The organism is Gemmatimonadaceae bacterium, assembly GCA_035533015.1.
Taxonomy (GTDB): domain Bacteria; phylum Gemmatimonadota; class Gemmatimonadetes; order Gemmatimonadales; family Gemmatimonadaceae; genus JAGWRI01.
The window spans coordinates 1-18,948 of sequence record DATLUQ010000056.1 but is presented as its reverse complement, the minus strand read 5'-3'; the positions used below and the strand labels follow the sequence as shown (position 1 = coordinate 18,948).

General features: G+C 69.3%; 20 protein-coding genes and 1 riboswitch. Of the genes, 7 read left to right on the top strand and 13 right to left on the bottom strand.

All coding sequences use genetic code 11. From position 1 onward, the window contains the following. The 3 genes from VNF92_12050 to VNF92_12040 form a co-directional block, all read left to right on the top strand. On the top strand, positions 1-1,339 hold a 1,339-nt coding region (locus tag VNF92_12050; GenBank protein HVA58611.1), incomplete at its 5' end, for a TonB-dependent receptor. Positions 1,340-1,351: 12 nt separating this feature from the next. Beyond that, complete coding sequence (locus VNF92_12045; GenBank protein HVA58610.1) at positions 1,352-1,981, top strand: SCO family protein; 630 nt, start codon at positions 1,352-1,354, stop codon at positions 1,979-1,981. Beyond that, positions 1,971-2,453 carry a copper chaperone PCu(A)C gene (locus tag VNF92_12040; protein HVA58609.1) on the top strand — a complete coding sequence of 161 codons (483 nt, stop codon included), beginning with the start codon at positions 1,971-1,973 and terminating at the stop codon, positions 2,451-2,453. The genes VNF92_12045 and VNF92_12040 overlap by 11 nt, the downstream gene beginning before the upstream one ends. 13 nt (positions 2,454-2,466) lie before the next feature. On the opposite strand, the gene VNF92_12035 is transcribed toward VNF92_12040, so the two are convergent. The 10 genes from VNF92_12035 to VNF92_11990 form a co-directional block, all read right to left on the bottom strand. Further along, on the bottom strand, positions 2,467-3,228 hold the full coding sequence (locus VNF92_12035) for a hypothetical protein (GenBank protein HVA58608.1): 762 nt from the start codon (positions 3,226-3,228) through the stop codon (positions 2,467-2,469). Then, positions 3,225-4,403 (bottom strand): universal stress protein, encoded by a 1,179-nt coding sequence (locus tag VNF92_12030; GenBank protein ID HVA58607.1) that lies wholly within the window; start codon positions 4,401-4,403, stop codon positions 3,225-3,227. The genes VNF92_12035 and VNF92_12030 overlap by 4 nt, the downstream gene beginning before the upstream one ends. Then, entirely contained in the window at positions 4,404-5,546 is a 1,143-nt protein-coding gene (locus VNF92_12025; GenBank protein ID HVA58606.1) for an outer membrane beta-barrel protein, read from the bottom strand. A 6-nt stretch (positions 5,547-5,552) separates the two neighbouring features. Then, positions 5,553-6,158 carry a potassium-transporting ATPase subunit KdpC gene (gene kdpC / locus VNF92_12020; GenBank protein HVA58605.1) on the bottom strand — a complete coding sequence of 202 codons (606 nt, stop codon included), beginning with the start codon at positions 6,156-6,158 and terminating at the stop codon, positions 5,553-5,555. A 1-nt stretch (position 6,159) separates the two neighbouring features. Beyond that, positions 6,160-8,262 (bottom strand): potassium-transporting ATPase subunit KdpB, encoded by a 2,103-nt coding sequence (kdpB, locus tag VNF92_12015; GenBank protein ID HVA58604.1) that lies wholly within the window; start codon positions 8,260-8,262, stop codon positions 6,160-6,162. A 1-nt stretch (position 8,263) separates the two neighbouring features. Continuing rightward, positions 8,264-9,979: a potassium-transporting ATPase subunit KdpA gene (kdpA, locus tag VNF92_12010; protein HVA58603.1), complete on the bottom strand. Its 1,716-nt coding sequence runs from the start codon at positions 9,977-9,979 to the stop codon at positions 8,264-8,266. A gap of 1 nt (position 9,980) precedes the next feature. Next, complete coding sequence (gene kdpF, locus VNF92_12005; protein ID HVA58602.1) at positions 9,981-10,070, bottom strand: K(+)-transporting ATPase subunit F; 90 nt, start codon at positions 10,068-10,070, stop codon at positions 9,981-9,983. Positions 10,071-10,439: 369 nt separating this feature from the next. After that, a complete protein-coding gene (locus VNF92_12000) occupies positions 10,440-12,041 on the bottom strand; it encodes an ATP-binding protein (GenBank protein HVA58601.1) in 1,602 nt (533 codons plus the stop codon). Further along, positions 12,031-12,741, bottom strand: coding sequence for a response regulator transcription factor (locus tag VNF92_11995; GenBank protein HVA58600.1), 711 nt, complete (start codon positions 12,739-12,741; stop codon positions 12,031-12,033). The genes VNF92_12000 and VNF92_11995 overlap by 11 nt, the downstream gene beginning before the upstream one ends. A gap of 20 nt (positions 12,742-12,761) precedes the next feature. Beyond that, a complete protein-coding gene (locus VNF92_11990) occupies positions 12,762-13,490 on the bottom strand; it encodes an Ig-like domain-containing protein (protein HVA58599.1) in 729 nt (242 codons plus the stop codon). A 61-nt stretch (positions 13,491-13,551) separates the two neighbouring features. After that, a riboswitch (Fluoride riboswitch) is annotated at positions 13,552-13,619 on the top strand. 21 nt (positions 13,620-13,640) lie between these two features. Here VNF92_11990 and VNF92_11985 point away from each other — a divergent pair. The 4 genes from VNF92_11985 (at position 13,641) to VNF92_11970 (ending at position 15,917) form a co-directional block, all read left to right on the top strand. Further along, positions 13,641-14,111, top strand: coding sequence for a hypothetical protein (locus tag VNF92_11985; protein HVA58598.1), 471 nt, complete (start codon positions 13,641-13,643; stop codon positions 14,109-14,111). Next, positions 14,108-14,512 (top strand): fluoride efflux transporter CrcB, encoded by a 405-nt coding sequence (crcB, locus tag VNF92_11980; GenBank protein ID HVA58597.1) that lies wholly within the window; start codon positions 14,108-14,110, stop codon positions 14,510-14,512. The genes VNF92_11985 and crcB overlap by 4 nt, the downstream gene beginning before the upstream one ends. Positions 14,513-14,514: 2 nt before the next feature. Then, positions 14,515-14,946: a DUF190 domain-containing protein gene (locus VNF92_11975; protein ID HVA58596.1), complete on the top strand. Its 432-nt coding sequence runs from the start codon at positions 14,515-14,517 to the stop codon at positions 14,944-14,946. A gap of 92 nt (positions 14,947-15,038) precedes the next feature. After that, the gene (locus VNF92_11970; protein HVA58595.1) at positions 15,039-15,917 is read left to right on the top strand and encodes a sulfurtransferase; all 879 of its coding nucleotides are present in this window, start codon (positions 15,039-15,041) and stop codon (positions 15,915-15,917) included. 69 nt (positions 15,918-15,986) lie between these two features. Here VNF92_11970 and VNF92_11965 read toward each other — a convergent pair whose 3' ends face one another. The 3 genes from VNF92_11965 to VNF92_11955 all read right to left on the bottom strand — a co-directional run. After that, positions 15,987-17,582 carry an amidase family protein gene (locus VNF92_11965; GenBank protein HVA58594.1) on the bottom strand — a complete coding sequence of 532 codons (1,596 nt, stop codon included), beginning with the start codon at positions 17,580-17,582 and terminating at the stop codon, positions 15,987-15,989. A gap of 44 nt (positions 17,583-17,626) precedes the next feature. Further along, positions 17,627-18,661, bottom strand: coding sequence for a D-glycerate dehydrogenase (locus tag VNF92_11960; protein ID HVA58593.1), 1,035 nt, complete (start codon positions 18,659-18,661; stop codon positions 17,627-17,629). Continuing rightward, a partial coding sequence (locus VNF92_11955) for a hypothetical protein (protein HVA58592.1) occupies positions 18,658-18,948 on the bottom strand: 291 nt, incomplete at its 5' end. The genes VNF92_11955 and VNF92_11960, both read right to left, overlap by 4 nt.

The following is an 18,948-nucleotide window of genomic DNA, read 5'->3' as shown; positions in this document are numbered from 1 at the left end:
GGCGCAGGGGCACGCCCGCGTGGTGCATCAGCTCTCGCACGGCTTTTCGCTCGATGTGGGGACGGAACTCTACGGAACCGACTGGAACGCGCCCGGCTTCCTGAGCAGCGATGCCTTCACGCGGCATCAGTACGGCATCGTATCCAACCCCTCCGATGGCGGGTTCAAGCGCCACGCGCAGGAGCGGGCGAGTCTGCGGTGGATCAGCGGGTCGACGTTCTGGCGGACGACCGTGTATGCCACGCAGGGGCGGTGGCAGAACTTCCTCACCATCGCGCCTGCGGGGGGGCAGTTCGAAGGGAGCGGCAGCCAGACGGAGGAGGAGGATCATCGGTACGGCACCGGGCTCACGAGCGCCCTCACGTTTGAGCTGCCGCACGGCGAGTTGACCATCGGAACCGAGGGGCGGTGGGACCATGCCCGCTATGAGAACTACTTCACCACCGACCGAGCGCGGGATTCCGTGAACGCACTGGCGACCGGCGTGCAGACGTCGGGCGCGCTCTTCCTGCAGTCGTACACCGACGTCACTGACCGGCTGCGGCTCGACATTGGCGGCCGTGTCGACCTGCTCGACACCAAGTCCATTCAGGACCTGTTCGGAGAATTCCGCGGGCATACCGGCGTCGCCTCCCCCAAAGTCGGGGCCACGTACCGATTCACCGATCCCCTATCGGCCTACGTGAACGTATCGCGGGGATTCCGGTCGACCGACGGTGTGCTGTTCGACCCCACGCTGGCCGTGATCACGGAATGGGACTACGAGGGCGGGCTGAGATTCGATCGGCAGGAGGTGTTCGCGTCGGCGACGCTATTCCGCATGAATGTGAGCAACGAGCAGACGATCAACCCGCTCAGCGGGGCCGCCAGCAACGGCGGATCGAGCGTGCGGAAGGGGTTGGAACTCCAGTGGGTCCTGCCGGTGGTGCGGACGCTGCGGGTGACCGGCGACTGGACGTTCAACGACGCGCGGTACACGCACCTGACGATCGAGTCGGAACAGACAGGCAGCCTCGAGACCGTGGACGGAATGCGGGTGTACAACACCGCCAAGTACGTCGGGTCGGGGGCGGTCCAATACACGCCGAAGGGTGCGCCGTGGATCCTGCGGCTGAGTGGCAACTGGGTGGGCCCGTACTCGCCGTTCGACGAGCCGGGCGTGGTGCTCGGCGCCTACGGTCTCATGCACGCCGACGTCTCGACCACCGTGGCCGGGTCGCGGGTGTACGTGGGGGTACGCAACGTGCTCGACCGTGTGTATCCTGAACTGGTGGCGGGAGGGCTCGTGTCGCCCGGCCAGCCGCGTTCGTTGTTCGTCCAGGTGCGGCATGCGTTCTGAACGGGGGATTCCATGAACCACATGCGCCGGGGGGCGTTCGCCGCAGCGCTCATTGCCATCGCCGCGGCGGGGTGCGACCGCGCGCGCGACACGGTCGCCCGGATGCAGGGCGAGCCCTTGGTGCGGGGGGCGCTGGTCGACCCGCCGGTGCCGCGGCCGAACGTGACGATGACCAGTACGGCCGGCGAGCCGTTCGATTTCGGCCGCGCGACCAAGGGCAAGGTGACGCTGGTGACCTTTGGCTACACGCACTGTCCCGACGTGTGCCCCGTGCACATGGCGAACATCGCGGGGGCGCTCAAGCAGCTGTCGGCGGACGAACGCAGCCGCGTGATGGTGGTGTTCGTGACCACCGACCCGGAGCGCGACTCGTTGCCGCAGCTCCGGGAGTGGCTCGATTCGTTCAACCCCGCGTTCATCGGATTGCGGGGCACCGACGACCAGCTGGCGGCGATGGAGCGGGCGTTCGGGATTCCACCCGCCCAGCGCGAGGACCTACCGGGCGGCGGATATGGGGTGAGCCACTCGGCGCAGGTGTTCGCTTTCACGCCCGACGACAGCGCCCATGTGATCTATCTTCCGGGCATGCCGATTGCGGACTACGTCCACGATCTGCCGCGGCTCCTGCGCGATGTATACTAACAAACTAATCATCGGGTGGATTGCCGCGGCCGGGATGCTGACCGCGGCGGCCGGGTGCCGCGTGGTGTCGGTGGACGAGACCGGCCCCGTGGCCTGGACGCGGGCGTACCTGGTGTCGCCGGCGCCCGGCTCGCCTGCCGTGCTCTATCTCTGGATCACCAACCCCACGTCGCACGCCGACACGGCGACCGCCGTGCGGGTGATCGACGCCGACAGCGCGCAGATGCACCGGACGATGGCGATGGGCGACGGCATGGAGCACATGGCACCGGAACCGACGCTGGCCGTGCCGGCGCACGACACGGTGAAGTTCGTCCCCGGCGGGTTGCACATCATGGTGTTTGGCCTCGGCTCCAAGGTCGCGCCGGGCGATTCGACGGCGGTGACCGTGACCTTCCGGAAAGCGGGCGAAGTGCAGGGGTGGGCGCAGGTGATCACCTATGCCCAGGTCGACTCGCTCGTGCTGCGGTGACGGCGCGGCGCGCTCAGCGCGGCAGGCGGATCTCGACGTGGGAGGCGGCCGCGCGCAGCGAGCCGCCGTGCGCGGACACGACGCGCGCCGCCCACGTGGTGTCGATCTCGCCGAGGTCGATCGGGCCTCCGTCGAACGCGACGACGAGGTCGACATCGTCGGTGCCGGCGGTGATGGTCAGCGATTTCTGATCGGGCGTCGCGGCGAGACAGGCGGCGCCGAGAACGGAGAGGGCTTCCTGCAGGCGGATACGGTCGCCACGGAGGGCGGGCAGCGGGGCCGCAAGGTCCGCCGTGACCCGTACGCCGCGGGCGGCGCCGCGGGATTGCAGCGAGGCAACGAGCGACGCCACGATATCACCGGGGCGTACGGGTTCACGGCGCAACTGCTCGGGGCGGAGGGTGATGAGGTCGCGGGCCCGGCGGAGCCGAGCCGCGGCGGCCTCGGCAGCATCACGGGCCGCCCCGATGAGTTCGATCTGATTGTCGTTGAGTTCGCCGAACGGATTCTCGAGCAGAATGTGGAGGGGTAGGCGCACCTCGTCGAGGTCGTGGATCCCGCGCTCCACGGCCACCGTGATGGCGGCTTCGGTCTCGCGGGTCTCGTCTGCGACCTTCCGTTCGCGTTCGGCGCCGCGGGCCTCGCTGGCCGACATTGCGTTGCGCAACTCATCCACCCGGGCCTCGGCGCGCCCTTGGGCTCGCCAGGCGAACAGCCACGCGAGTGTGCCCATCCCGGCAGCCACGACGACGACGAGGTAGGGGAGCGTGGTCACGATCCCGACTCCGGGCCGGTGAACGAGACGACCAGGACATCGATGCCAAGGGCGTTCGAGATCAGCCGGTCGACCACCGATTTCCGCACGAAGTGCTGCCAGCGAGATCGGCGGCTCTGGCCGGTGAGAATGAGCGTGACGCCGCGGGCGCGGGCAAACTCCAGGAGGGTGGCGGCGACGTCGGCCCCGCGCAGTTGCACGATCTCGGCACCCATGGTTTGCGCGAGTTGGATGTTCTCCACCAGTTTGCGCTGGATGGTGGCATCGATGCGATCGGCGCTCTCCTCAGGTGTCTGGACGTATACGCAATACCAATCCGTGTTGAGGCGACCGGCGATGCGGCTGGCGCGGCGGAGGAGAGCGGCGGTGTAGGGCGGGTTGCTGGACATCGCGACGAGCAGGCGGTCCACGGTGCGCTTGGCGCCGGCCGCACCCCGCTCGCGTCGTGCGGTCTCCTCGCGGGACCGGTCCACGGAACTGGCGACTTCGCGCAGCGCCAGTTCGCGGAGCGTGCTCAGGTTCTCCGGCGTGAAGAAATTGGCGAGCGCGGCCGGGACCTTCTCGCGGGCGTAGATCTTTCCCTCGATGAGCCGCTGGCGAAGATCCTCCGCCGAGATGTCGAGATTCACCACCTGATCAGCCAGCCCGAGCACCCAGTCGGGGAGCGTCTCGCGCACGATCACGCCCAGCGTCTCGGCGACGATGTCGTTGAGCGATTCGAGGTGCTGCACATTCACGGCCGAGATGACGCTGATGCCGTTGTCGAGCAGCCAGATGACGTCTTCCCAGCGCTTGGCTCGCGGCGACCCTGGCACGTTGGTGTGCGCCAGCTCGTCGACGATCGCCACTTCCGGATTGCGCGTGACGATGGCGTCGCCGTCCATCTCTTCGAGCCAGACGTGGCGGTATTCGATGCGGCGCCGCGGGATCACCTCGAGATCGCCGACCTGCGCCGCCGTCTCCTCGCGGCCGTGCGTCTCTATGAATCCGATCACCACGTCCACATCGCGTGCCCGTAGCTGGTGGGCCTCGGCGAGCATCCGGTACGTCTTGCCCACGCCGGCGGCCGACCCGATATACAGCTTGAGCTTGCCGCGTTCGCGCTGGCGAACGAGGGTGAGGAAATCGGACGACGGCGTCAGCTTCGGATCGTCACCCGGCAAGGATGCGCCCATTCAGAAAAGGTACGCCACGCCGAGCCCGGCCGTGAGTTGGGATCGATGGCCGCCGAACGCGGCGATCGTGGATCCATCCCATCGGACCTCGGGGCGCACCAGCGTTCCGGGCCAGGCACGCAGGTTGAGGGTGAGCGTCGCCGAATACAGGCGTTGGCCGGTGTTGGCCGGGAAGCCCAGCGACCCGCTGGTGCGGGCGCCGTTGGCGTCGGCCGTGTAATCGCCGCGCGCGGCCAGCCCGACGGTGGACGAGAAGTCGTGGGCGAGCCATGCGCCGAATGCCCACCACTGCGCGTCACGGGTCGAGTCGGCCAGGGCCGCGTTGGCCATTTCGCGGCCATAGTCGGCCTGCAGCCATGCGTTCCAGCTCGGTGCGAACTTCTTCCAGAGCAGGATCTCGGAGCCCGATCGGAGCGCCGACGCATTGTCCAACTCCTCGGCGCCCGAGTAGCCGAACACCGATACGGAAGAAGTCGAATCGGGATAGAGGCCAAGACGGCCGAGCACGGTCTTACCCGAGTTCCGCGCCTCGACGGCGTCCCAGCCGTTGGTGACGCGGAGCTGCGCGTCGGCGTGCGGCCCGAACCGGTAGGAAATCTGCGCCCCAGTGGACGTGAAGTCCTCGAGGAAGATGAACTGGTTGCCGCCGGACCAGGCGGGATTCGCCACGTCCTCGATCACCTCGAGTCCCAGCAACGTGGCGAACTTGCCGAACTGGAACTGGAGCCCGTTCCCATTCGGCGTCGGCACGTTGAGGGAAACGTAGAGCTGGGTGAGGTCACCCTGCGGCCCGAGCGCCAGTCCGCGGGACTGCACGACCGCGGCATTCTGCCCGAGCAGGACCTCGGCGTGTACGCCGGCGCTCCACGTGCGAGCGTCGTACGGGCGATCGGCCACGAGATCGAGTGCGTCGAGCGAGAACTGGTTCTGGAACCGGTCGTAGAGGTGGCCCGCGATCGTCGTGCCCGCGGGGTGCGTGGAATACTGATAGGATGCCTCGGCGTATCCGCTGAACGTGAATCCGCCAAAGAGAGCGGGCCGCGTCGCGGCCGCGGCAGGTCCCGCGTGGGTCGTGTCAGTGGCGGTCTGGCCCTGCGCGCGTACGGCGAGGGCCAGGAAGACGATGGTCAGCAGTCGTTTCATAGTGATTCATCGATCGTGCGACGCCGCGGCATGCAGCGGGAACGATCGATCCAGGTCGAGGTTGAGTTCCAGCACGTGGACGCGCGGCTCGCCGAACAGGCCGAACTGGCGGCCCTGCACGTGGCGGTCGACGAGCGCCCGTACCGCGGCGCTGTCGGCGTGCCGGGCCCGCGCCACGCGCTCCACCTGCAGGAACGCGTCGGCGGGCGAGATGTCTGGGTCCAGGCCCGAGCCCGACGCCGTGACCATGTCGGACGGGATCTTTCCCTTCACGCCGCCGTCCTGCGCGACGACGGTGTCCACGCGCGCCGCGACGAGCGAATCCAGCTTTGCGCTCGTGGGGCCGAGGTTGCTCCCGGCCGACAGCGTGTCGTCGTAGCCCGCGCCGGCGGCCGACGGGCGCGGATGGAAGTACTCGGGGCGCGCGAACTGCTGGCCGATGAGCGCGCTCCCGATCGGGGCGCCGTCGGCGCCGCGGATCAGCGAGCCGTTGGCCTGTCGCGGGAACAACAACTGGGCCACGGCGGTGACGGCGCCCGGGTAGATGATGCCGGTGATCACACAGAGCGCGAGCGTGATCACGATCGCGGGGCGGAGTTGGTTACGGAGCACGTTACACCAGCCGGAAGAGGACGAGGAGCATATCGATGGCCTTGATGCCGATGAACGGCACGATGAGGCCGCCCACGCCGTAGATCCACAGGTTCCGGCGCAGGATCGCCGACGCCGGCGCGGGGCGGTAGCGCACGCCGCGCAGGGCCAGCGGAATCAGCGCGATGATGATCAACGCGTTGAAGATCACGCTGGCCAGGATCGCCGACGCGGGCGAATGCAGGCGCATGACGTTGAGCGCCTGGAGCTGCGGGTACGTGGCCACGAACATCGCCGGGATGATGGCGAAGTACTTGGCCACGTCGTTGGCGATGGAGAAGGTGGTGAGGGAGCCTCGCGTCATGAGGAGTTGCTTCCCGATCTCCACGACCTCGATGAGCTTGGTCGGATTGGAGTCGAGATCGATCATGTTGCCGGCTTCCTTCGCGGCCTGCGTGCCCGAGTTCATGGCGACGCCGACGTCGGCCTGGGCCAGCGCGGGCGCGTCGTTCGTGCCGTCGCCCGTCATGGCGACGAGCCGCCCGCCCGACTGCTCGCGCTTGATCAGCGCCATCTTGTCTTCGGGGGTGGCCTGGGCGAGGAAGTCGTCCACGCCCGCTTCCTGCGCGATGGCGGCCGCGGTGAGCGGATTGTCGCCCGTGATCATCACGGTGCGGATGCCCATCGCCCGGAGGCGGGCGAACCGCTCGCGAATGCCGCCCTTCACGACGTCCTTGAGATAGATCACGCCGAGCACGTGCGCGCTGCCGTTCTCCCGCTCGGCGACGACGAGCGGCGTGCCGCCCTCGCGCGCGATGCGCTCGACCATCGGCTGGAGATCGGGGGGCACCGTGCCCCGGTTCTCCTGCACCCACTTGGCCACGGCGTCGCCCGCGCCCTTGCGCAGGTGCAGCGCCCCCATGTTCACGCCGCTCATCCGCGTGGTGGCCGAGAAGGGGACGAACTCGGCCTCCTGCGCGGCGCCCGAGGCGTCGGCGGGCGCCACGACCACCCGGCGTCCCTCGGCCAGCGTGCGGCCGCGGATGCCGAACTTCTCCTTGGCCAGCACGACGATGCTGCGGCCTTCGGGGGTCTCGTCGGGCAGGGAAGCGAGCTGCGCCCGGTCGGCCAGCCGCTCCACGCTCACGCCGGGCACGGGAATGAACTCCACCGCCTGCCGGTTGCCGAGGGTGATCGTGCCCGTCTTGTCGAGCAGCAGCGTGTTGACGTCGCCCGCCGCCTCGACTGAGCGCCCGCTCATCGCGATCACGTTCTGCTGGATGAGCCGGTCCATCCCCGCGATGCCGGTCGCCGAGAGCAGGCCGCCGATCGTCGTGGGAATGAGGCAGACGAGCAGCGAGATCAGGACCGGCATGGACACCATGGTGCCGTTATACGCCGCGAATGGGGCGAGCGTCGCCACGGCGAGCAGGAAGACGATCGTGAGCCCCGAGAGCAGGATCGTGAGTGCGATCTCGTTGGGCGTCTTCTGGCGCATCGCGCCTTCGACGAGCGCGATCATGCGGTCGAGGAACGTCTCCCCCTGGCCGGCCGTGATCCGGATGATGAGATAATCGGACAGCACCCGCGTGCCGCCGGTGACCGCGGACCGGTCGCCGCCGGACTCGCGGATCACGGGGGCCGACTCGCCGGTGATGGCCGATTCGTCCACCGAGGCGACGCCCTCGACGACCTCGCCGTCGCCCGGGATCACGTCGCCCGGGGTGCAGATCACGAAGTCGCCCACGCGGAGCTGCGAGGCGGGCGTGGCCAGGACGGCGATCTTGTTGGTCGGATCGTCCAGCTTCTTGGCTATGGTCTGCGTGCGCGCCGAGCGCAGCGAATCGGCCTGGGCCTTGCCACGGCCCTGCGCCATCGCTTCGGCGAAGTTGGCGAACAGCACGGTGAACCAGAGCCAGACGGCGATCTGGAGCGTGAATCCGACCCCGGGCAGCCCCTGCACGATGTCGCGCGCCAGGACGAGGGTGGTGAGGATGCTGCCCACGAACACGACGAACATCACCGGATTGCGGACGATGTCGCGCGGGGCGAGCTTGGCGAACGCATCGCGAATGGCGCGACGGACGATCGCGGGATCGAACAGCGGACGGGCGGCGACGGCCATGTTAGAAGAGCCTCCCCGCCTGCATCAGGAAATGCTCGACGATCGGGCCGAGCGAGAGCGCGGGAAAGAACGTGAGGGCACCGACGATCACGATGACGCCGATGAGGAGGATGACGAACAGGGGAGTCGTGACCGGAAAAGACGCCGTCGATTCCGCCGCCGCCTTCTTCTCGGACAGGAAACCGGCCAGGGCGAGCATCGGCACGATCATCGCGAACCGGCCGACGAGCGTGTTGAGCCCGAGCGTCGTGTTGTAGAAGTAGCTGCCGCCGGAGAGGCCGGCGAACGCGCTGCCGTTGTTGGCGGCCGTGGACGAATAGGCGTACAGGATCTCCGACAGCCCGTGCGGGCCGGCGTTGTTGAGCCCGGCCAGCCCCGCCTTCAGCGAGACGGCGACGGCGGTATTCACGAGGATCGCGGCGGCGAACACCAGCGCGTAGAGCATCGCCATCTGGACTTCCCGCGCCTGGATCTTCTTGCCCAGGTACTCCGGGGTGCGCCCCACCATGAGGCCGGCGATGAACACCGTCAGCACGACCATCACCAGCATGCCGTACAGGCCGGCGCCGACGCCGCCGAACACCACCTCGCCGAGCTGCATGTTGACCAACGGGACCAATCCGCCGAGCGGCGTGAACGAGTCGTGCATCGCATTCACCGCGCCGCACGAGGCGTCGGTGGTGATGGTCGCGAACAGCGCCGAATTCGCGATGCCGAATCGGACCTCCTTGCCCTCCATGTTGCCGCCGGGGTTGCCAGCGGTCGCCGCCGTGTTCACGCCGAGTTGGCGGTGGATGGGGTTCCCGCGCGCTTCCGCCCAGTACGCGGTGGTCGTCCCGGCCATGAACAGCACGAACATCGCGGCCCAGAGCGCCCACCCGTGCTTCTGGTTCTTCACCATGCGGCCGAAGGCGTAGGTGAGCCCGGCCGGCACGAGGAAGATCGTGAACATCTGCCAGAAGTTGGTCCACGGCGTGGGATTCTCGAACGGATGCGCCGAGTTGGCGTTGAAGAATCCGCCGCCGTTCGTGCCGATCTGCTTGATGGCTTCCTGGCTGGCCACCGGCCCCATCGCCAGCACCTGCCTGGCGCCCTCGACGGTGGTGACCGTGACGTAATGCGCGAAGTTCTGGATCGCGCCCTGCTGCACGAGGAGCAGCGCGAACACCAACGACGCGGGCAGGAACACGTACAGCGTGCCGCGCACCAGATCGGTCCAGAAGTTGCCGAGCTTGCCGGCACTGTGGCGCGCGATGCCTCGCGTGAAGGCGATGGCCAGCGCCACGCCCACAGCCGCCGACGCGAAGTTGTGGAACGCGAGCTGGGTCATCTGCGAGAAGTACGACATCGTCGTCTCGCCGCTGTACGACTGCCAGTTGGTGTTGGTCGTGAACGAGGCCGCGGTCTCGAACGCCTGGCGGGCCACCACGTTGGGCAGGTGCGCCGGATTGAGCGGGAGCCACTGCTGGACGCGCAGCACGACGTACGTGAGCAGCAGCGTCGCCAGACTGAAGATCAGCATCGAGGCGGCGTAGCGCGTCCAATGCTGGTCCTCGTCGGGATCCACGCCGCTCAGCCGATAGAGCAGGCGCTCCACGGGGGCGAGCCAGTGCAGCGAGCCGTCGTAGACCTTGACCAGATAGATCCCGACCGGCTTGGTGACCAGCAGCAGCGCCGCCGCGTAGAACGCGATCTGAAGCCAGCCGTTGGCTGTCATGTCAGAACTTCTCCGGCCGCAACAGCGTGTAGAGCAGGTAGATGAGGAGCAGGCCGGCGACGATCGCGCCGACCACGTTGTCGCTGGTCATGTGGGGCGATCTCCGTTCTCTGGCCGGTGCGCGAGCGCCTGACAGAGGCGAACGTAGACGAGCATGACGGCGAAGAAGCCGATCGCCCCGCCCACGTAGATGACGTCGTACATCGCTCGAACCTTGCGCGAGTGCCGCGCCGGGAGGTGTTCGACGAGCAGCGGCCTTCACCGCGTCGTCGCCGGATCGCGTTCCCCTGCGCGGTCCGCTGTGTCACGCGGGGGAACGCTAGTCGCGCCGGCGTGAAAACCGCGTTAACGGAAAGGAACCGCGATTGGCGCGGGTGGTGGTGTCAGCGCGGCGGCCGGTCGGAGGTACGGGAATCCCTGATTCGCGTCGATCGTCGCGACCCCGGATGGACGGCCGGCGCTACGCGGGCCGATCGAGCGCCGGCAGGTCGGCGGCGGGGATGTCGAAGACGAACGCGCTGCCGCCGCCGGGGCGGGGCTCCCACCGCACGTGACCGCCCTGGGCCTCGGCGATGCGCCGCGCGATCGCCAGCCCGAGGCCGGCGCCGCCCACGTCGGGCGCGGTGTTGGGGGGGCGGTAGAAGGGCGTGAACACACGCTCCCGCTCCGCGTCGGGAATGCCCGGTCCACGGTCGGACACGGTGAACGCCAGCCGGTCGCCGCGCCGCTCCACGCCAAGCTCCACGGGCGAATGGGCCGGCGAGTACTTGAGCGCGTTCTCGAGCAGGTTCACGAGCACGCGTACCGACTGCACCAGGTCGCAGGTGCCGGCGAGCATCGAGCCGCCGCTGGGCTCGATGCGGATCTCGCGGCCGTCGCGCAGTCCGCGCACGCTCTGCATGGCCGCGGCCACCAGCTCGTCCGCCATGTTCAGCTCGAGCCGCATCGGGAGCACGCCCGCGTTCAGGCGCGACAGGTCGAGCAGGTCGGCCACCATGCGATTCAACCGGTCGGCCTCGTCCTCGATGGATGCCGCATCCTGTTCGCCGCGCGCCGCGAGCCCGTGGGCCAGCGCCTTGATCGTGGTCAGCGGCGTGCGCAGATCGTGCGACACGGCGGCGATGAGCGCGTCCTTGAGCCGGTCCGCTTGGCGCAGCGCCTCGGCGCGTTCGGCTTCGGCGCCCAGCCGCACGCGCTCCACGCCGAGCGCGGCGTAGTACGCCAGCGCATCGAGAAACTGTCGCTGCGCCGGATCGAGCGTGATCGCGCCGCCGTGCGAGATGCGGAGCACGCCCACCGTGCGGGCGCGCACGCGCAAGGGCACGAGCAGCGCACGGACGTCGCCTTCGGCGCTCCAACCCGCCGGGTGTCCCCACGACTCGATGCGCCCCAGCGACTCACCCGGGGTGGGCGCCACCTGCGCCGTGCGGTCGGCGCGCTCGGCCGCCGGCGAGCCGGCCTGCGCCACCCACGCCGCCAGACTGGCCGAGCTCAGCGCGGCGGCGTCCTCGCAGGTGCCGGCGCTGGCCACGCGCGCGTACGCCGGGCCTGCGCCGCGCTCGATGAAGATCTCACAGCAGCGCACGCCGAGCGTGGACTGGATCACGCGCACGACGGCGGTGAGGGCTTCCTCGGCGCGCCCCACGTTGAGGGCCTCGGCGCCGAGGACCGCCAGGCGCTCCACCTCGACGGCGCGTTGATACGCCGTGTCGGCGCGCTCCTCGGCGCGGGCCAGGAGTTGCGCGGCCACGATGCCGGTGACGAGGAACGCGACGAGCACCAGCCAGTCGAGCGGATCGCGGATCTGGAGCGTGTAGTACGGCGGGAGAAAGACGAAATCGAAGATCAGGAACGCCACGGCGGAGAGCGTGATGCCGAGGGCGCGGCCGCCGGCGGCGCTGCCGCCGAGCACGATGAGCAGGAAGGTGAGCGCCACGTGCGCCTTGTCGAGCTCGGCGCGGACCACGAACAGGCCGAAGGCGGCGATCGCCAGGGCGGCGAACGATGCCGGCCATGCCCAGCGGGCGACCGGCGATATCTGCCGGCCGGCGTCAGCGGACATCGGTGGGCTCGGTCTCGAACCGGTAACCCACACCCGGCTCGGTGACGAAATGGCGCGGCGTGTAGGGGTCGAGCTCGAGTTTGCGCCGCAGGTGGGCCATGTACACGCGCAGGTACTGCTGCGCGTCGCCGGATGACGAGCCCCACACGGTATGGAAGAGTTGCCGGTGCGTCATCGTGCGGCCGGCGTTGGAGACGAGGGCGTGCAGCAGCTCCCACTCGGTGGGGGTGAGGTGCACGCTCTGGCCGTCGCGCAGGGCGCTCCGCCGTTCGACGTCGATCGTGAACGGTCCGATGGCCAGGGGCCCGCGCGGCGGCGCCGCGAGCCGGGCGCGGCGCAGTTGGGTGCGGATGCGCGCGCGGAATTCCACGGTGCCGAACGGCTTGGTGATGTAATCGTCGGCGCCGCAGTCGAGCAGGCGCGCCTTCTCGTCCTCGGAGTGGCGCGCCGAGAGCACGACGATCGGGGCGTGCGAGTGCGCGCGGATGCGCCGGCAGACCTCGACGCCCTCGAGGTCGGGAAGGCCGAGGTCGAGCACGATGACGTCGGGTTGCTCGCGCTCGGTGGCCGAGAGGGCGTCGCGCCCGGTGGCGGCCTCGAGGCATCGATCGACGTCGCCGCTCACCGCGTCGCACACGGCGGCGCGGATCTTCGGCTCGTCGTCCACGACGAGCAGCGTGCCGCGCGGATGTGTGGGCATATGGGGGCGGGGGCGGCCCGTCAGGGATTGCGGACCGTGATATTGAACGTGGACGACGGCACCGGCGTGGCGAGCCCGGTGAGTAGCAGGCCCACGTGCATCTGATACGGTCCGTTGGGGAACGCCGGATGGCCGGCGGTGCTGTCCGCGGAGCGGAACGTGAGCAGCACCTGCTGCGGGCCGGCGACGCCCGCGCCGAACGTCTGGCGGGCCACCACCGTGTCGCCCGCGGCGCGGGTGACGATGAGGTCGGCCTCGGTGGGCGCGTGGCACGCGAAGCCGCTGGCGTTGAACGTGGCGCCGATGTCCACCGAGCCGGCGATCGAGTCGGTGGTCGCCGGCGTGGTGGTGCCGCTGCGCGTGATGGATGCGATGCTGATTCCGGGCAGCGTGGAAACCGCGAGCACCGACGCCAATCCCGAGACGGTGGTGTCCTGGAGGCTGGTGGCGACGACGGTGAACTTGCTGGCGGGAAAGCAGACCGTCACGAGTCCGTCGGCGGTCACCGTGGCGGCATTGGGCGGCTGCACGCTCCAGCGCACGGCCTGGCTCACGTTGCCGGTACCGATCACCATCGCGGTGAATTGCACGGGCGCATCGGAGATCACGTTCAGTTGACCCGGCGCCACGATCACCGCCGTCACTCCGGACTTTGGCGGCGTGATGGCGTTGCCGGTACTGCCCGGCGAACACGCCGCGGCGCCCATCAGCGTCGCCATGGTCACGGCGACATGTCTCGTGCGTAGCATCCTGACCTCTCCACCTTCGACCTTGCCCGGCCGCGCGGTCGCGGCTAGCGTTCCTGTGCAGTAGGCTAGGGGTGATGGAGCTCACCCGCAACCGCCGGGCGGCATTCGGCTGATGGCTCCTACGCAACGCATCGCGCAGGAGCCATACTAATGTCCATGCCAGATCCGCAACCGGTCCTCAACGAGAACCAGCGCCGTCATTTCAGTGTGCTCCTCGTGAGCCTGGACGAAGCGCTGGCGCGCATCGAGCAGCTCTCCGCATCCGACCGCGAGGCGTGGGGTCCGCTCACGCGCTACGCGGAAGACCTCCCGGGCCGATTCTCCGCCGAGGTCCATCCGCTGGTCGAGGATCTCCGGGCGCGCATTCTCCACCTGAGCACGCTCCTCGGCACGGCGCCCCGCCAGATGTCGCGCGCGCGGAGCATCCGGGCCATGGTCACGTCGGCCACGATCCGGCTGGAGGACAGCCGGGCGCGCGGATTGCGCGGCTACGGCACCGTGGATGCGTCGGTGCGTGAGCAGCTCGACCCCGTGCTCGACGATCTCATCGAACGATTCCGCGCCATCTCGCGACTCGCCACCTGGGAGGCGGCCGGCCCGTCCGCGCCGAACACACCATGAGACTGCTCGTGAACGTGGCCTACGTGGCCGTGGGGGCCGCGGCCGGCGGGGCCATGCGTTATCTGGCCACGGTGTACGTGCAGGGCCGCGCCGGCCCGGGGTTTCCCGTGGCGACGCTGCTCATCAACGTCTCCGGGTCCCTCCTCCTCGGCTTCCTCGTGGCGTATCTGGCCGAGACGGCGGCCGTGAATCCGCAGGTCGGATTGCTGCTCACGTCGGGCGTGTGCGGCGGGTACACGACGTTCTCCACGTTCAGCTACGAGACGTTCGCGCTGCTGCGCGACGGCGAGTACAATCGAGCCGGGGTGTACGTGCTGTTGAGCGTCGGCGTGTCGCTGGTCGCGATGTTCGCGGGATTCGCGGCGGCGCGCGGCGCCATCCACCTGCAGCGGGGGGCCTGACGATGAACCAGGAACACGGGAGCATCACCCACGGGTTCAAGGGCGAGCGCGTTCTCATGCGCATCCACATCGGCGAGAGCGACAAGTTCGAGGGCAAGCCGCTGTACCAGCAGATCGTGGAATTGCTGCGCAAACGCCACTATGCCGGCTGCACGGTGTTCCGCGGGATCATGGGATTCGGCGCCAGTTCGCACCTGCACACCGACCGGTTTCTCGAGTTGTCCAGCGACCTGCCGATCGTGGTCGAGTGCATCGACACGCCGGAGAAGATCGAAGCGATCCTTCCCGAGCTGGACGGGATGATCGGCGGCGGGCTGATCACCATCGAACGGGCCAAGGTGATCATGTACCGCGCCGCGCTGCCGGAGGATCGCCGCACCGGCAGCTGGTCCATCGATCTCACCGGCGACTGGAAGGGCGAGAGCGACCGGTGAGGTGGGCGGGCCGGGGCGTTGCGCGGCCCGGAACTTTTCGCGCCGTCGGCGGCTCCGTGCAGTAGTCTTTCTTTCGTCACGGGAGTGGCCGCATGCGCACGACGCCCACCGATCCATCCGTCCTCGCCAAGGGGTACGTCCACCCCGAGGCGCTGGTCAGCACCGCCTGGCTGGCCGAGCACCTCGGCGATCCCACGCTTCGCGTCATCGAGAGCGACGAGGACGTGCTGCTCTACGACAGCGGCCACATTCCCGGCGCGCAGAAGGTGGACTGGCACCTCGATCTCAACGATCCCGTGGTGCGCGACTACATCGACGCCGGGCACTTCCAGGCGTTGGTGCGCCGGTTGGGGATCGACGAGTCCACCCCGGTCGTGTTCTACGGCGACAAGAACAACTGGTGGGCCTGCTACGCGCTCTGGGTGTTCCAGCTGTTCGGATTCGCCAACGCGCGCATCCTCGACGGCGGCCGCATCAAGTGGGAGCAGGAGGAGCGCCCGGTCGAGACCACGGTGCCGCGGTATCCGGCCACGCAGTACCGCGCGCCGCAGCGCAGTGACGCGCGCATCCGCGCGTTCATCGACGACGTGAAGCGCCATCTCGCCGCGCACGCGCCGCTCGTGGACGTGCGGTCGCCGGACGAATACACCGGCAAGAAGCTGCACATGGCCGACTACCCGCAGGAGGGGGCGCTCCGGGGCGGCCACATTCCGGGCGCGCGGAGCGTGCCGTGGGCCCGGGCCGCCAATCCCGACGGGACGTTCAAGACCGCCGACGAGTTGCGCGCCATCTACGAGCGCGAGCAGGGGCTCACGCCAACGGACGACGTGATCGCCTACTGCCGCATCGGCGAACGGAGTTCGCACACGTGGTTCGTGCTCACGTACCTGTTGGGCTACGAGAAGGTGCGGAACTACGACGGCAGCTGGACGGAGTGGGGGAACGCCGTGAGAGCGCCCATTGAACGGTAGGATGGTAGGGGCGTAGGGGGGTAGGACGGCAAACGTCGAACGCGGTCCCCGTCCTTCCCCCCTACCGTCCTACCGTCCTACCGCCACCAGCGGTGGCGTAGTCACCGGCGGCCGCCGATGCCGAGTGGCCTGCTCGTACGAATACGCGAGCCTGATCAGCGTCCGCTCGTCCCATGCCCGGCCAAAGAACTGCACGCCGTCCGGCAGCACGCCGCCGTGCGTGAACCCCATCGGCACGGTGATGGCCGGGAATCCCGTGTAGGGCGAGAAGAACTGGTTGTTGTCGCCCGCCGGCGTGTTGAGATCGCCGATCAGCCGCGGCGGATTGCTCCACGTGGGGTACACCATCGCGTCCAGGTGCATCGAGTCCATGAGTTGCGTGACCGCGGTGCGCAGGGCGGCGCGCATCGCCTCGCCGCTCGTGCACCCCTCGGTGCGGCTCGACGTGTCCTCCACCGCTTCGGCGTCCTTGAGGCGCACCTCGATGGATGGGTGGTACTTCCGCGACCGGATCAACTCGGCCAGGCTCTTCACGGGCGCGGCGGGGCCCAGCGTGGCCAGATAGGCGTTGAAGTCGCGCTTGAACGTGTTGCACCCACCCTTCTGCAGCCGGCGGATCTCGTCCAGGCCGGGCACCGCCACCGGATCGATGATCGTCGCCCCCTGGCGGCGCATGTCGTCCAGCGCGGTCTGGAACAGCGTCCTGATCTCGGGATCCATGGTCGGCGTATCGTACGCCTGGTGGAGCACGCCGATGCGCGCGCCGCGCAGCCCGTCGCGTACCAGCGCCGATGCGTAGTCGGCGCTCACGTGCCCGCGGCTGGCGAGCGTGACCGGATCTTCGGGGTCGGGGCCGGCGATCACCTGCAACACCGCCACCGCGTCGGCCACGGTGCGCGCCATCGGCCCCGTGACGTCGGCGCCCAGGAACAGCGGCACCACGCCGGCACGGCTGGTGAGCCCCATCGTCGGCCGGATCCCCACCAACGCCTGATGCGACGACGGTCCACGAATGGAATTTCCGGTGTCGGTGCCCAGCCCCACGTCGCCGAAGCTGGCCGCCACCGCCGCCGCCGTGCCCCCGCTCGAACCCGCCGTGACGCGGTCCAACTCGTACGGGTTGTGCGTATAGCCGGGCAGGATGGAACTCACGGTCTCGTACGGACTGAACGCCAGTTCCGCCATGTTCGACTTGGCGAGCACGATCGCGCCGGCGGCCCGCAGCCGCGCCACCACGAACGCGTCCCGATCGGGCTTGAACCCCTTGAACGCCAGCGAGCCGCCCGTGGTCTGCAGGCCCTTGGTCTGGTAGTTGTCCTTCACGATCACCGGGATGCAATGCAGCGGCCCGGTCTTGCCGCCGCGCCTGGCCACGCCATCCAGGCTGTCGGCCACGGCGAGCGCGTCGGGATTGACGATGATGATCGCGTTGATCGCCGGTCCGTTCTTGTCGTAGGCGTCGATGCGGTCCAGGTAGTCCTGCACCAGGACATGGCAGGTGACGGCGCCGCTGTGGAGGGCCGCTTCCACGTCGGCAACGCTCGCCTCCACCACGTCGAAGGGCGCGGCAGCGGCCGGCGGCGCCGCCGCCTGCGCGCGGAGCGCGGCGCCGCTGAGCGCGAGCGCGGCGGTGATCGTGGCGGCATGGAGGGCAGGGAAGCGCATCGGTTCCTCGTCAGGTTGGCACGGAAGTGTGATTCGCCGCCGGCTCAGCGCCGGCCGGTGGCCGCCCGCTCGCGATAGGGCGCGCCGGCATAGACGTCTGGATCTACCACATTCGGCGCCCGTTCACATCTCAGGTGCGCCAGCGCGTTCTCGGCGGCCATCGTCGCCATGCGGTCGCGCGTGTCGACGGTGGCCGACGCGATGTGCGGCACCAGCACCACGTGCTCGCACTCGGCCAGGCCGGGCGCCATCGCCGGCTCGTGCTCGAACACGTCCAGCGCCGCGCCGGCGATCTTCCCGCCGCGCAGCGCATGCACCAGCGCCTGCTCGTCAACCACGGGCCCGCGCGACACGTTGATCAGGTACGCGCTCCGCTTCATCAGCCTGAGCGCGCGCTCGTCGATCAGGTGGCGCGTGTCGGGCGTGAGCAGCGGGTGCAGCGTGACGAAATCGCTCTGGCGCAGCAGTTCGTCCAGGTCGGCCCACCGCGCCAGCGGGTCGGCGTCGATCTGCGCGCGCGCGTCGGGATCGTACGCGAGCACGTCCATGTCGAACCCCGCCGCGCGCCGGGTCACGGCGCGGCCGATGCGCCCGAAGCCGATCACGCCGAGCACCTTGCGGCGCCCGCTGCCGCCCGGGCTCACGTCGGCGCCGAGCAGCAGATTGGGCCCCCAGAGCCTGTACCGCCCGGCCGTCATGTATGCGTGCGCTTCGGGAATGCGCCGCGCCACCGCCAGGATGAGCGCCCACGTGAGGTCGGCAGTGCTGTCGGTGAGCACGCCCGGTGTGTTGCTCACGGGAATGCCCAGCGCGGTGGCCGCCGGCACGTCGATGTTGTTGAATCCCACCGCGTAGTTCGCCACGCCGCGCAGTGTGGGATTCAACTCCAGCAGCGGGCGGTCCACCCGCTCGGTGAGCAGCGACAGCAACACGTCGCACCAGCGCACGCCGTCCTCGAGCACGGGCTGCGGCACCGCCGCCTCCTCGTCGCGCTGGCCGATGCGCACCTGCGCGCCGGCCCTGGTGAGCAGATCGAGGCCGGCATGCGGAATGCGGCGCGTGACGAACACCCGGTTCACCGCTGCGCCTCGGGTTCGGTCATGAAGCGCGCGAACCCCTCGCGATCCTCGCCCGCGGCCGCCATGCGGGCCACGCCCTCCTGCAGCTTCTCCAGCGACGTCGCGATCGACAGCCGCAGGTAATGCTCGCCCTCGGCGCCGCGCGTGCCGAACGACTCGCGGTGCAGCGTGGCCACGCCGTGGCGGTACAGCAGGAACAGTTGCAGCAACCGCGACGGCGACGTGCGACGGCGCGCCGCGTCGTCCAGCGCCTGGTACGCCGCCAGCACCCCCAGCCGCTCGCACAT